13 protein-coding genes and 2 pseudogenes are annotated in these 12,641 nt (G+C 55.7%); 10 read left to right on the top strand and 5 right to left on the bottom strand.

The genetic code is table 11. The features are described 5' to 3' along the window. Positions 1–258: 258 nt before the first annotated feature. Positions 259–342, top strand: a pseudogene (locus E2F51_RS13960) (transposase); the annotation flags it as partial. 9 nt (positions 343–351) lie between these two features. After that, a pseudogene (locus E2F51_RS13955) lies at positions 352–456 on the top strand (pyridoxal phosphatase); the annotation flags it as partial. Here E2F51_RS13955 and modC read toward each other — a convergent pair. The 4 genes from modC to E2F51_RS13935 all read right to left on the bottom strand — a co-directional run bounded on the left by modC (position 438) and on the right by E2F51_RS13935 (position 3,279). Next, entirely contained in the window at positions 438–1,517 is a 1,080-nt protein-coding gene (gene modC, locus E2F51_RS13950) for a molybdenum ABC transporter ATP-binding protein ModC (protein WP_053146034.1), read from the bottom strand. The pseudogene E2F51_RS13955 and the gene modC sit on opposite strands and share 19 nt — an antisense overlap. Continuing rightward, positions 1,517–2,206 carry a molybdate ABC transporter permease subunit gene (gene modB, locus E2F51_RS13945; RefSeq protein WP_134823733.1) on the bottom strand — a complete coding sequence of 230 codons (690 nt, stop codon included), beginning with the start codon at positions 2,204–2,206 and terminating at the stop codon, positions 1,517–1,519. The genes modC and modB overlap by 1 nt, the downstream gene beginning before the upstream one ends. Then, positions 2,203–2,976 (bottom strand): molybdate ABC transporter substrate-binding protein, encoded by a 774-nt coding sequence (gene modA, locus E2F51_RS13940; protein ID WP_105759462.1) that lies wholly within the window; start codon positions 2,974–2,976, stop codon positions 2,203–2,205. The genes modB and modA overlap by 4 nt, the downstream gene beginning before the upstream one ends. A gap of 147 nt (positions 2,977–3,123) precedes the next feature. Then, positions 3,124–3,279, bottom strand: a complete 156-nt coding sequence (locus E2F51_RS13935; RefSeq protein WP_013201353.1) for an AcrZ family multidrug efflux pump-associated protein — start codon at positions 3,277–3,279, stop codon at positions 3,124–3,126. Between the two features lie 150 nt (positions 3,280–3,429). On the opposite strand from E2F51_RS13935, the gene modE reads away from it, so the two are divergent. The 6 genes from modE (at position 3,430) to gpmA (ending at position 10,081) form a co-directional block, all read left to right on the top strand. Then, positions 3,430–4,209: a molybdenum-dependent transcriptional regulator gene (gene modE, locus E2F51_RS13930; RefSeq protein ID WP_134823732.1), complete on the top strand. Its 780-nt coding sequence runs from the start codon at positions 3,430–3,432 to the stop codon at positions 4,207–4,209. Positions 4,210–4,284: 75 nt separating this feature from the next. Continuing rightward, positions 4,285–5,754 carry a molybdate ABC transporter ATP-binding protein ModF gene (gene modF, locus E2F51_RS13925; RefSeq protein WP_134823731.1) on the top strand — a complete coding sequence of 490 codons (1,470 nt, stop codon included), beginning with the start codon at positions 4,285–4,287 and terminating at the stop codon, positions 5,752–5,754. A 188-nt stretch (positions 5,755–5,942) separates the two neighbouring features. Further along, on the top strand, positions 5,943–6,989 hold the full coding sequence (gene galT / locus E2F51_RS13920; RefSeq protein ID WP_013201350.1) for a galactose-1-phosphate uridylyltransferase: 1,047 nt from the start codon (positions 5,943–5,945) through the stop codon (positions 6,987–6,989). A 2-nt stretch (positions 6,990–6,991) separates the two neighbouring features. Next, positions 6,992–8,140, top strand: coding sequence for a galactokinase (galK, locus tag E2F51_RS13915; protein ID WP_013201349.1), 1,149 nt, complete (start codon positions 6,992–6,994; stop codon positions 8,138–8,140). Next, positions 8,134–9,171 carry a galactose-1-epimerase gene (gene galM / locus E2F51_RS13910; RefSeq protein WP_134823730.1) on the top strand — a complete coding sequence of 346 codons (1,038 nt, stop codon included), beginning with the start codon at positions 8,134–8,136 and terminating at the stop codon, positions 9,169–9,171. The genes galK and galM overlap by 7 nt, the downstream gene beginning before the upstream one ends. A gap of 157 nt (positions 9,172–9,328) precedes the next feature. Next, on the top strand, positions 9,329–10,081 hold the full coding sequence (gene gpmA / locus E2F51_RS13905) for a 2,3-diphosphoglycerate-dependent phosphoglycerate mutase (RefSeq protein WP_013201347.1): 753 nt from the start codon (positions 9,329–9,331) through the stop codon (positions 10,079–10,081). A gap of 138 nt (positions 10,082–10,219) precedes the next feature. On the opposite strand, the gene aroG is transcribed toward gpmA, so the two are convergent. After that, entirely contained in the window at positions 10,220–11,275 is a 1,056-nt protein-coding gene (gene aroG / locus E2F51_RS13900) for a 3-deoxy-7-phosphoheptulonate synthase AroG (RefSeq protein WP_013201346.1), read from the bottom strand. Between the two features lie 292 nt (positions 11,276–11,567). On the opposite strand from aroG, the gene E2F51_RS13895 reads away from it, so the two are divergent. Both E2F51_RS13895 and E2F51_RS13890 read left to right on the top strand, forming a co-directional pair. Beyond that, the gene (locus E2F51_RS13895; RefSeq protein WP_134823729.1) at positions 11,568–11,915 is read left to right on the top strand and encodes a YbgS-like family protein; all 348 of its coding nucleotides are present in this window, start codon (positions 11,568–11,570) and stop codon (positions 11,913–11,915) included. Between the two features lie 124 nt (positions 11,916–12,039). After that, positions 12,040–12,630 (top strand): response regulator transcription factor, encoded by a 591-nt coding sequence (locus E2F51_RS13890; RefSeq protein ID WP_134823728.1) that lies wholly within the window; start codon positions 12,040–12,042, stop codon positions 12,628–12,630. The last annotated feature ends 11 nt before the right edge of the window (positions 12,631–12,641 follow it).

Raw genomic sequence — 12,641 nt, 5'->3', positions numbered from 1 at the left:
TTATGATGTTATGAACGTTACATGATGCGATTTTAGTACTTTGATGTTGGTGGGTAAATGAGCAAATGCAACCGCAATTTGAGTTTTGGAATGCCTAAAAGCAGGGCTCAAACTTATGAAGGAGGCAAGCCCATAAACAACAAAGGCCGCTTTCGCGACCTCATTTCAAGTACACACACTCATTGAGAACGATCAAGTACCCTGTACGCGGGTTGACACATGCTGCCCCGCTCTTGTAGCCAGTAGTAGTCAAGATCAGTCAGCCGCAAGCTGGGTATCGCCGGTGCCACGTTCTATACCTGGCGCAAGAAGTATGGCGGAATTTCCCCTTCTGAACTCAAACACACTTAGGCGATGGGCAATGCCGACGAGGCGATTAAAGCCCGTGCCGGCCGGGTAATCGGCACCAACCTTGAGCCAGGCATTGCGGAAACCATCTACCGCGAAGTGCTGTGAGTTGGCGCGATAATCGACACGCTTTTAATCTGGGCATATAACCACATGCCCGGTTTGATCATCAGTTCATCGCGAGCCCAGGGCGTGATGCGCGCCCACAGCTCGCTTTGTCCCACCATCAGCTTCACTTCAATCTGATCGTCAATCTCCAGCAACTCCGCCACATGGGCCGGGATCACGTTGCGAATGCTGCTGTTGACCGGCGGCTGCAGGCTTAATGACACGTCGGCGGACTGAATACGCAAACGCAGCGGCGTCTTCGCCGGGGCATCGACACGGCTGACCCAGATATGTTGATCGCCCAGCGACAACGCGGTCATCGCATAGTGCGGATGCTGCTCCAGCACCTGCACCCGCAGCACGCTACTCAGTTCGGATCGCGGTAACCACGGCCGCATCGCGCTGCTGGCCCAGACTTTTTCCACGCTGCCCATCGCCTTAACCTGGCCGTTATCCAGCACCAGCACGTTATCGGCCAGCTGCAGGATTTCATCCAGGCTGTGGCTGACATACAGGATCGGGATATCCACCGTTTTCGCCAGCTTGTGCAGGTAAGGCAGCAATTCACGCTTACGCGGCAAATCCAGCGAGGCCAGCGGTTCGTCCATCAACAGAATTTCGGGCGCGGTCAGCAATGCCCGGCCGATGGCGACACGCTGCTTTTCACCGCCCGACAGCGACGCCGGAAAGCGCGTCAGCAGATCTTCAATACCCAGCAGCCTGACCAGCTGATCGAACTCCGGCCGCAGGCTTTTGGCCATGCCGTACTCGAGGTTGCCCCGCACGCGATAGTGCGGGAACAGCCGGGCATCCTGAAACACGTAGCCAATCCGCCGTTTTTCTGGCGGCAGATGAAGTTTGCTCCCGGCGTCGCTTAACACCCGGCCATTCAGCACGATGCGGCCCTGCTGTGGCGTGGTCAGGCCACCGATAGCATTGATCAGGGAGGTTTTCCCGGCACCCGAGACGCCGAAAATCGCGGTGATGCCCCTGGCGGGCAGCTGTGTATCGAGGGTCAGGGTATGATCGCCCAAGCGCTGAGTGAAATTGAGTTCCAGCATTACAATCCCAACCTTTTGCGGCCCCAGCGTGCCAGCCACTCAGAAATCAGCAGTGATGCCAGCGCCAGTAAAATCGCAATGACGCTGAGCCGCGCGGCGGCATTTTCAGCACCGGGTGTTTCAATCAGCGTGTACATCGCGGAGGGAAGCGTGCGGGTTTCACCCGGAATATTCGAGACGAAGGTAATGGTGGCACCAAACTCGCCCAGCGAGCGGGCAAAGGCCAGCACGGTGCCGGCAATAATGCCCGGCAGGGTCAGCGGTAAGGTGATGGTGAAAAAGACGCGCCAGCGCCCGGCACCCAGCGTGCGGGCGGCCAGCTCCAGCTTGCTGTCGACGCCTTCAAGCGCCAGGCGGATGGCCCTGACCATCAGCGGGAAAGCAATCACCGCCGAGGCCAGCGCCGCGCCGCGCCAGCTGAAGGCGAAGGTGAAGCCAAACCAGTCATACAGGTATTCGCCGATAAATCCGCGACGGCCAAAACCGATCAGCAGTAAATAGCCCACCACCACCGGCGGCAGCACCAGCGGCAGATGAACTAGACTGTCTAACAGGGTTTTGCCGGGAAAACGGCAGCGGACGAGGATCCACGCCATCAGGATCCCGAAGGGCAGGCTAAAAATTACCGCCACTGAAGCGACTTTCAGGCTCAGGGCAACGGCCTGCCATTCGGGCTCACTCAGGATCATTTTTCAGGCGTAAATCCGTAACGTTTGAACACGGCCGCAGCGTCAGGCCCTTTCAAATAATTGTAGAAAGCGGTTACGGCGGCAGAGTTATGATCTTTCACCATAGCCATCGGGTATTCGACCGGTTTGTGGCTGTCTTCCGGGAAGATGCCAACCACCTTCACTTTTTTACTGGCAACCGCATCAGAGCCATAGACGATGCCGTAAGGCGCTTCGTTGCGCTCAACCAGTGCCAGCGCGACGCGTACGCTGTTCCCCGGTGCCAGTTGGCCTGACAGGGTTTCCCACGCACCTAAATTCTGCAACGCTTCTTTGGCATAGATACCGGCCGGGACATGATCGGGATCGCCCACTGACAGACGCTGTCCTTTTAACAGGCTTTTCCAGTCGGTATTTTTGGAAATCGTCACTTGCTCAGGGTGAGTCTCGGCGGGCGCCACCAGCACCAGCTCGTTACCCAGCAACGTAAAACGGCTGGCGTCATCGATGGTTTTCTTCTGCACCGCGTAGTCCATCCACTGCTGATCGGCTGAGATAAACAGATCCGCAGGCGCGCCCTGCTCAATCTGCCGCGCCAGCGTGGACGACGAGGCGAAGGAAGAAACCACCTGCACGTTTTTGCCTTTCTGATAGCTGTCGCCAATTTCCTGCAGTGCATTGGTCAACGAGGCCGCGGCAAACACGGTGATCTTATCGGCGGCAACCGCGTGGCCGGCAAAGCTGGCGCTGAGCACGGCACCAACGAAGAAATGGCGTAATTTTACAGACATGGTGATCTCCAGAGGGTTCGTTATGTAGTTCGTAATATAACGATTTTATCTACCCTGTCATGGAGTTTATCGGTTGGAAGGGGGAAAAGCTTAAGGGGGATCAACAAAAAACGAACGCCCGGCAGGTGCCGGGCGTTTCAGGAAAGCTTAATGACGAGATTGTTCCGTCTGGTCCTTTTTATGACCGATTGTTGAGATAACGTTAAATACTTCACCCAGTCCCCAAATCAGACCGAGGATAATCGCCATCACAACAGGCACCATCAGGATTGCTTCGCCAAGACCTATCAGTAATTCAAGCATGGTCGCCTCCATTGCAGCGTAAAAAAGCCATTGTATCTACAGCCAAAAAAAGTGCACTGCCCTTTTGTGCCTTTTACCTGTTTTTACGCCCGGCCAGCCAAAGGTGTACACTGCACCCCACCCTTATTTTATCCCGAAGCGAGAGCCATTATGCAGGCAGAACTTTCCCTGATCCTGAAACTACAGCAGCGGCTGTTTGCCGACCCACGGCGTATTGAGTTGCTGAAGCAGGTTCAACAAACGGGCTCGATCAGCCAGGGCGCAAAACTCGCTGGCATCAGCTACAAAAGCGCCTGGGATGCCATTAATGAAATGAATACCCTCGCCGACCGCACGCTGGTGGACCGCGCCACCGGCGGCAAAGGCGGTGGGGGCGCCAAAGTCACCCCTTACGGCGAGCGGCTGATCCAGCTGTTTGCGCTGATGGAACAGATCCAGCAGAAAGCGTTTGATGTGCTGCAGGACGATGTGCCGTTAGGCAGCCTGCTGGGCGCCATCGCCCGCTTCTCGCTGCAAACCAGCGCGCGTAACCAGCTGTTTGGCACGATTACCGACCGCGACGATCGGGCCGTGGTGCAGCATGTTGAAGTGCTGCTGGCCGATGGCAGTACAAAAATCTCGGTGGCGTTAACCGAGCAGAGCGCCAACCGGCTGGCGTTGACCAGCGGTAAAGAGGTGCTGGTGTTAATCAAAGCGCCGTGGATTGACGTGACCACCGGCGCCTCAGACGCGGATAATCAGCTGAGTGGCACCATCAGCAAGATTGAACAGGGAGAAAGTCAGAGTGAGGTGTTAATCGCCTTACCGGGCGGTGAAACGCTGTGTGCAACGCTTGCCAACGAACGCGTGGCAGAGCAAAACCTGCAACAGGATCTGCCGGTCACAGCACATTTTAATGCCGACAAGGTGATCATCGCCACACTGCTCTGAAACCGGACAGGAGATTTGACAGCAAGGGCATTGCGGATCCATAGTTTGCTAACAATGCATAAAATGGAATGAACAATGTCGACGTTGCAAATTTTGCAAGGCACGTTTCACCTTAGTGAGACTAAAAACCTGACCCTGGATGCGCTGACCCTGCAGGCCGGTGAAAGTTGGGCCTTTGTTGGCGCCAACGGCAGCGGTAAATCTTCGCTGGCTCGCGTGCTGGCAGGTGAACTGAATGCGGCTAAAGGCCAGCTGACCAACAGCTTTGTCCGCCCCGTCCGCCTCTCCCTGGAGCAGTTGCAGAAACTGGTGGCGGAAGAGTGGGAGCGAAATAACACCGATTTGCTCAGTCCCGGTGAAGACGATACCGGCCGCACCACCGCAGAAATCATCCAGGAAAATACCAAAGATCCGCGACGCTGCCAGCAGCTGGCCGCGTTATTTGGCATCACGCGGCTGTTGGATCGCCGCTTTAAATACCTGTCCACCGGCGAAACGCGTAAAACCCTGCTGTGCCAGACGTTGATGTCGCAACCGGACCTGCTGGTGCTGGATGAGCCGTTTGACGGTCTGGACGTTGATTCTCGCGCCAATCTGGCACAGGTGCTGGCCGGGCTGCATCAGCAAAACTGCACGCTGGTGCTGGTGCTGAACCGCTTTGATGATATCCCTGATTTCATCGACAACGTGGGCGTGCTGGCTGAATGCACCCTGACCCACGTGGGTCCCCGCAGTGAAATCCTCGCCGAAGCCTTAGTCGCCCAGCTCGCTCACAGCGAACAGCTGGCGGGGATGGCCCTGCCCGAAGCCGATGACGCCGGAAGTAAGCCTGCGCTTGTCGCCGGCGATCCGCTGATTGTGCTGCGCGATGGCGTCGTCTCCTATAACGATAAGCCGATCCTCAATCATCTCAGCTGGGAAGTGAAACCCGGCGAACACTGGCAGATCGTCGGGCCGAACGGCGCAGGAAAATCCACGCTGCTGAGCCTGGTGACCGGCGATCATCCGCAGGGCTACAGCAACGATCTGACGCTGTTTGGCCGCCGCCGCGGCAGTGGTGAAACCATCTGGGATATCAAGCAGCATATTGGTTACGTCAGCAGCAGCCTGCACCTGGATTACCGGGTCAGCAGCAGCGTGCGCAACGTGATCCTCTCCGGCTATTTTGACTCCATTGGCATTTATCAGGCGGTGTCCGATCGCCAGCAATCGCTGGCTAAGCAGTGGCTGCATTTGCTGGGGATGGAAAAGCTCGGCGATGCGCCGTTCCACGGCCTTTCCTGGGGACAGCAGCGGCTGGTCCTGATCGCCCGCGCGTTGGTGAAACATCCGGCGCTGCTGATCCTCGATGAGCCGTTGCAGGGTCTGGATCCGATCAACCGTCAGCTGGTTCGCCGTTTCGTCGATGTGCTGATTGGCGAAGGCGAAACGCAGCTGCTGTTCGTCTCACACCATGCTGAAGATGCGCCGCACTGTATTACCGATCGCCTGACCTTTGTCGCCGAAGGCGAGCACTATCGCTATCAGCGGGATAAAATGATGTAACCGCTACCACTAATTATTACTTACCACCATCGACGCATGGATTATTTTGCCGTTTTTACTGACAGTTCGGATTATTCAACTTGTGTAAACGATTCCATTTATACAGACTTGATCACGCTTTATTCCTCCGCGCTGTGCTATTTTTCTTTAAGGCTATCGACGCATAAAGAAGGTTATCAGGACTCAACATGCAAAAATTTAATCCGGTCGATCATCCGCATCGCCGTTATAACCCACTGTCAGATCAGTGGATTTTGGTTTCTCCTCACCGCGCCAAACGCCCATGGCAAGGCGCGCAGGAAACCGCTTCCCAGGAAAAACTGCCTGCCCACGATCCGGACTGCTTCCTGTGTCCTGGAAACACCCGTGTAACAGGCGATAAAAACCCCGATTACAGCAGCACCTATGTCTTCACCAACGATTTTGCGGCGCTGATGACCGACACGCCAGACGCGCCGGAAAGCGAAGACATGCTGATGCGTTGCGAAAGCGCGCGCGGCACCAGCCGGGTGATCTGCTTCTCGCCGGATCACAGCAAAACCCTGCCTGAACTGACCGTTGCCGGTATCGAGCAGGTGGTCAGAACCTGGCAGGAACAGACCGCCGATCTGGGCCAACACTATCCATGGGTGCAGGTTTTTGAGAACAAAGGTGCGGCCATGGGCTGCTCTAACCCGCATCCGCACGGCCAGGTGTGGGCCAACAGCTTCCTGCCAAATGAAGTGAAACGCGAAGATGATTTGCAACGTGCTTACTTCGAGCAGCACGGGTCACCAATGCTGGTCGATTACAGCGCGCGCGAGCTGAAAGACGGCAGCCGCACGGTGGTTGAAACCGAACACTGGCTGGCAGTGGTGCCCTGGTGGGCTGCATGGCCGTTCGAAACCCTGCTGTTGCCTAAAGCCCATATCAAACGCCTGGTCGATCTGACCGATGCACAGCGCACCGATCTGGCGCTGGCGCTGAAGAAACTGACCAGCCGCTATGACAACCTGTTCCAGTGCTCCTTCCCGTATTCGATGGGCTGGCACGCCGCGCCTTTCAACGGCGAAGCCAACGATCACTGGCAGTTACACGCCCACTTCTACCCGCCGCTGCTGCGTTCCGCTACGGTACGTAAATTTATGGTTGGCTATGAAATGCTGGCCGAAACACAACGTGATTTAACAGCGGAACAGGCAGCAGAACGTCTGCGTTCCGTCAGTGATATTCATTTCCGCGAGACGGGAGCATAACCATGACCTTACAGACCTCTACCCACAACATTTTCCAGGAAAAGTTTGGTTACGCCGCTGACCATACTATCCAGGCGCCAGGCCGCGTGAATCTTATTGGCGAACATACCGATTACAACGACGGCTTCGTGCTGCCGTGCGCCATCGACTATCAGACGGTGATTGCCTGCGCGAAACGCGACGATCGTCAGGTGCGCGTCATTGCGGCGGATTACGACAACGAGCAGGATATCTTCTCGCTGGATGAGCCGATCGCGCCGCTGAACGACAAAATGTGGGCGAACTATGTCCGTGGCGTGGTGAAGCATCTGCAGAAGCGCAACAGCGATTTTTCTGGCGTGGATATGGTGATTGCCGGTGATGTGCCGCAGGGTGCAGGTCTGAGCTCTTCTGCCTCGCTGGAAGTGGCGGTCGGCACCGTGTTCCAGCAGCTGTACGATCTGCCTTTAGACGGTGCGGAGATTGCGGTGAACGGCCAGGAAGCAGAGAACCAGTTTGTTGGCTGTAACTGCGGCATCATGGACCAGCTGATTTCGGCGCTGGGTAAAAAAGATCACGCCATGCTGCTCGATTGCCGCACGCTGGGTACGCGCCCGGTGCCTATGCCGGAAGACATTGCGGTGGTGATTATCAACACCAACTTCCGTCGTAGCCTGGTCGGCAGCGAATATAACGTCCGTCGTGAACAGTGTGAGGCGGGTGCGGCGTTCTTTGGTCAGACCTCACTGCGTGACGTCGAACTGGAGCAGTTCAGAGCGGCGGAAGACAAACTCGACCCGGTCGTCGCGAAGCGCGTGCGTCATGTGCTGACCGAAAATGCCCGTACGCTGGAAGCCGCTGACGTGCTGGCACGCGGCGATTTGGCGCGTCTGGCGGTGCTGATGGCCGAATCTCATGCCTCAATGCGTGATGACTTTGAAATCACCGTGCCACCGGTCGATATGCTGGTTGAGATCGTTAAGGCCTCGCTGGGCGATCGTGGCGGCGTGCGCATGACCGGCGGCGGTTTCGGCGGCTGCGTTGTCGCGCTGATGCCGCTGGAGATGGTGGAGTCGGTGAAAGCTGCTGTTGAGCAGCAATACGAAGCCAAGTCGGGCATCAAAGAAACCTTCTACGTCTGCAAAGCCTCTGAAGGAGCGGGTCAATGCTAACCGAACCCACTTCCCGTGCGCCGGATGGTCAGCCGTGGCATATCACCACGCTGCGCAATGCGGGCGGCATGGTTGCCACCTTTATGAGCTGGGGCGCCACCTGGCTCTCCGCCCGTGTGCCAATGAAAGATGGCACCGTGCGTGAAGCCCTGCTCGGCTGCGCCACACCGGCGGATTATCTGCATCAGACGGCTTACCTTGGTGCCACCGTCGGTCGCTATGCCAACCGTATTGCCCATTCCACGTTCAGCGGTGAAGGCAAAACCTGGCAGGTTGCGGCCAATCAGGGACCTCATCAGCTCCACGGCGGCCCGGAAGGTTTCAGCAGCCGTCGCTGGCAGATCGTCCGCCAGGCAGAGCATGAAGTGGAATATCAGCTGGATTCGCCCGATGGCGATCAGGGCTATCCAGGCAATCTGCTGGTGACCCTGCTCTACCGTCTGGAAGATGACAACACGCTGACCATCCAGTATCACGCCACCACGGATAAAGCCTGCCCGGTGAACCTGACCAACCATGCCTACTTCAATCTGGATGCCCGGCATGGCGACGCCCGTGACCATAAATTGCAGCTGAATGCTGAACGGTATCTGCCGGTTGACAGTGAAGGCATCCCGAATGCCGATCTGAAAGCCGTTGCCGGCACCAGTTTTGACTTCCGCCAGGCAAAAACGGTTGCCGCCGAGTTCCTGCAGGATGACGATCAGCGCGCGGTGAAAGGCTACGACCACGCCTTCCTGCTGAACACCGAGGATGAAAGCCAGCCCGCGGCCGAACTCTGGTCGGCAGATGGTCAGCTGCAGCTGAGCGTATTTACCTCGGCCCCGGCGCTGCAATTTTACTCAGGCAATTATCTGCAAGGCACCCCTGCTCGTGAGCAGGGCGTCTATAATGCCTTTCAGGGTATCGCACTGGAGAGCGAGTTTTTACCCGACTCGCCGAATCATCCCGAGTGGCCGCAGCCTGACTGCTGGCTTAAACCGGGTGAATCGTATCAGTCGATTACGCGCTACCGCCTGACAGCGGTTTGATTCAGCGCATGAAAAACGCGCATCGGAGAGGCGACAGGCTTACGCGGTGCGCAGATTTCCGCTATGGTAATGGCCTATAAAATTGCCGCCAGGGTGCTACCGGCAATTTACGGTTTACCATTATCATAGAAACGTCAGATTATTAAGGAGTTAAGCTATGGCTGTAACTAAGCTGGTTCTGGTACGTCACGGCGAAAGCCAGTGGAATAATGAAAACCGCTTTACCGGTTGGTACGATGTTGACCTGTCCGATAAAGGCCGTACCGAAGCGAAAGCCGCAGGTCAGCTGCTGAAAAAAGAAGGCTTCACCTTCGATTTCGCTTACACCTCCGTGCTGAAACGTGCCATCCACACGCTGTGGAACATCCTGGACGAAGTTGACCAGGTCTGGCTGCCAGTGGAGAAATCCTGGCGTCTGAACGAGCGTCACTACGGTGCGCTGCAGGGTCTGGATAAAGCCGAAACCGCACAGAAATACGGTGACGAGCAGGTTAAGCAATGGCGTCGCGGCTTCGCGGTAACGCCGCCAGAGCTGGATCGTGCCGATGAGCGTTTCCCTGGCCATGACCCACGTTACGCTGCACTGACGGCTGAGCAGCTGCCAACCACAGAAAGCCTGGCGCTGACCATCGATCGCGTGTTGCCATACTGGAACGAATCCATTCTGCCACGCATGAAAAGCGGCGAGAAAGTGATCATCGCGGCCCACGGTAACTCCCTGCGTGCGCTGGTGAAATACCTGGACAACATGAGTGAAGAAGCCATCCTTGAACTGAATATCCCAACTGGCGTGCCACTGGTGTATGAGTTTGATGAAAACTTCAAACCAATCAAACATTACTATCTGGGCGATGCTGACGAAATTGCTGCGAAAGCGGCGGCAGTAGCCAACCAGGGTAAAGCGAAGTAATTCCCTCCTCTTTCCTGCGGGAAAAGAGAGAATACTGAGCACAAAAAATCCGCCGAAAGGCGGATTTTTTTATGGCTGATGCGCTGAGAAAACGCTGCCCGACCTGTACTCGGGCAGAAGTAGCCTCAACGCCGAGGCTTAGTGGGCGCGACGCGCCTTCACGGCATCTGCCAGCTGGCGAAGCACTTTCTCAGTGTCTTCCCAACCAATACAGGCATCGGTCACGCTCTTACCGTAAACCAGCGGTTCACCGCTTTCGAGGCTCTGATTACCTTCCACCAGATGGCTCTCGATCATCACGCCAATAATCGCCTTGTCTCCGCCCGCAATCTGCTGCGACACGTCATCCGACACCACCAGCTGCTTCTGGAACTGCTTGCTGCTGTTGGCATGGCTGAAGTCAATCATCACCTGCGGATCCAGACCGGCCTTCTCCAGACCGGTTTTAACGGCGCTGACATGGTGGGCGCTGTAGTTCGGCTCTTTGCCGCCGCGCAGGATGATATGGCAGTCGCCGTTGCCGCTGGTTTCAACAATGGCCGAGTGACCGTACTTGGTTACTGACAGGAAGCAATGCGGCGCGCTGGCGGCATTAATAGCATCGATAGCCACTTTAATCGTCCCGTCGGTGCCGTTCTTGAAGCCAACCGGGCAGGAAAGGCCCGAAGAGAGTTCACGGTGAACCTGCGATTCGGTGGTGCGCGCGCCAATTGCTCCCCAGCTCATCAGGTCAGCCATATATTGTGGCGTGATCATATCGAGGAACTCACCGGCGGCAGGCAGGCCGGAATCATTGATGTCCAGCAGCAGCTTGCGGGCAATGCGCAGGCCGTCATTGATCTGGTAGCTGTTGTCCATATGCGGATCGTTAATCAGCCCTTTCCAGCCAACGGTAGTCCGCGGTTTTTCAAAATACACGCGCATCACCACTTCCAAAGAGTCACTTAACTCTTCACGCAGCGTCAGTAAACGCGCAGCATATTCTTTTGCGGCCTGGGTGTCATGAATGGAGCAAGGTCCAATCACCACCAATAAACGATCGTCGGTCTTTTTAAGAATATTATGAATAGCCTGGCGGGAGTCAGAAACGGTTTTCGCCGCCATGTCCGTGGCAGGATACTTTTCAAGCAGGGCTACAGGGGGAAGAAGTTCTTTTATCTCTTTGATTCTTAAGTCATCATTCTGATAATTCATAATATTTCCAGTATTTTAAAGGCCGTTCTGCACATCAGGCGCATCACGTCCAATTTATCGCGTGCTTACAGTGCTGTAAATCCGCTTTGGTCAACTTCTTGCCATTTAAAGTTGCTGTTTCCGGTTCCTGAACTACACTTTCACTTGTTAATACTTAAAAAAAACGCATAAAGATCACTAACTTTAGAGGAGTTGATCTTGTGCTGATTGTATTCCGAACTCTTCGAATTATTTATTCAAACCGCATTTTAACGGGTTTGGTTCGGCAATATTCACACCTAAACGGAGCATAATGATGAATAAGTTTGCAATCGTATTCCTGACCGCAGCAATGACCCTGGGTAGCGGCGCGGCAATGGCTGAATCTGGCAACAACGGTACGTCTAACCAGGCAGCAGATGCCGGTGCAGCGGCCGGTGGTGCAGCCCAGAAAATCGCCCCTAATGGCGTGGATAACAGCAAAATCAACAATACCGGTGATGCCACCAGTGGTACGACCCATAAAACCATGAAGCATCACAAAAAAATGAGCGCTGAGCAGAACCACAAAAACAGCGAGTGTAAAGACGGTAAATGTCCGAACATCAACAAAAAAGTCGGACCTGACGCGAATACTAAAACGGATGGCACTACCCAGTAAGTCGCCTGATAACCGTTTTGACGCGTGATTAAAAGGAGAGCTCAGGCTCTCCTTTTTCATGTCTGTTTGCTTACCTGAACCTTTACGCTATTCTTGAAAGCCCTGATTTCCCCCGGATAAATTCATGGTTACGCTGCTGCTGATTGACGACCACCCGCTGGTGCATGTTGCGCTTGAAGCGGCGCTGGCGCGTGCGCCTTTTCCCTTTACCCTGCTGGCAGCCGAAGATGAAAACCGCGCCCATGCGCTGCTGGCGGCACAGCCGGTGGTTATTGTGGTGCTGGATATCGGGCTGCCGGACAGTGATGGCCTGCAGTTGCTGAAATTTATCCGCCGCCACTTCCCTGCCCTGCCGGTGATCATCTATTCCGCGCAGGAGGAACGTCTCTATCAACGGCTGGCCGAAGCCGCCGGTGCAGCGGGCTATGTTGCGAAACGTCAGCCGATGCCACAGCTGCTCTCTGCCATTCTGGCGGTACTGGGCGGCCAGCAGGCGTTCCCTGTCAGCAGCGAGAGTGAAACCACCACGCATATACTGACCAGCAAAGAGCAGCAGATTTTAGCGCTGCTGGCGCGCGGTCTGTCTAATTTACAGATTGCTGAACAGCTCAATATCAGCAATAAAACCGTCAGCACCCATAAAAAGAACATCATGGATAAAACCGGAGCCACCTCGGTGGTTGAACTGGCCGGATTCTGGAAGGCTCAGCAGTGACGCGTCGCCTG

The sequence above is a fragment of the Erwinia sp. QL-Z3 genome (assembly GCF_004551645.1).
Taxonomy (GTDB): domain Bacteria; phylum Pseudomonadota; class Gammaproteobacteria; order Enterobacterales; family Enterobacteriaceae; genus Erwinia; species Erwinia billingiae.
This window is presented reverse-complemented; position numbering and strand designations above follow the sequence as displayed.

Bases quoted from the DNA above. Each gene is read 5' to 3' on its own strand.
- modC (WP_053146034.1), bottom strand. From the start codon at position 1,517: ATGCTGGAACTCAATTTCACTCAGCGCTTGGGCGATCATACCCTGACC.
- modB (WP_134823733.1), bottom strand. From the start codon at position 2,206: ATGATCCTGAGTGAGCCCGAATGGCAGGCCGTTGCCCTGAGCCTGAAA.
- modA (WP_105759462.1), bottom strand. From the start codon at position 2,976: ATGTCTGTAAAATTACGCCATTTCTTCGTTGGTGCCGTGCTCAGCGCC.
- E2F51_RS13935 (WP_013201353.1), bottom strand. From the start codon at position 3,279: ATGCTTGAATTACTGATAGGTCTTGGCGAAGCAATCCTGATGGTGCCT.
- modE (WP_134823732.1), top strand. From the start codon at position 3,430: ATGCAGGCAGAACTTTCCCTGATCCTGAAACTACAGCAGCGGCTGTTT.
- modF (WP_134823731.1), top strand. From the start codon at position 4,285: ATGTCGACGTTGCAAATTTTGCAAGGCACGTTTCACCTTAGTGAGACT.
- galT (WP_013201350.1), top strand. From the start codon at position 5,943: ATGCAAAAATTTAATCCGGTCGATCATCCGCATCGCCGTTATAACCCA.
- galK (WP_013201349.1), top strand. From the start codon at position 6,992: ATGACCTTACAGACCTCTACCCACAACATTTTCCAGGAAAAGTTTGGT.
- galM (WP_134823730.1), top strand. From the start codon at position 8,134: ATGCTAACCGAACCCACTTCCCGTGCGCCGGATGGTCAGCCGTGGCAT.
- gpmA (WP_013201347.1), top strand. From the start codon at position 9,329: ATGGCTGTAACTAAGCTGGTTCTGGTACGTCACGGCGAAAGCCAGTGG.
- aroG (WP_013201346.1), bottom strand. From the start codon at position 11,275: ATGAATTATCAGAATGATGACTTAAGAATCAAAGAGATAAAAGAACTT.
- E2F51_RS13895 (WP_134823729.1), top strand. From the start codon at position 11,568: ATGATGAATAAGTTTGCAATCGTATTCCTGACCGCAGCAATGACCCTG.
- E2F51_RS13890 (WP_134823728.1), top strand. From the start codon at position 12,040: ATGGTTACGCTGCTGCTGATTGACGACCACCCGCTGGTGCATGTTGCG.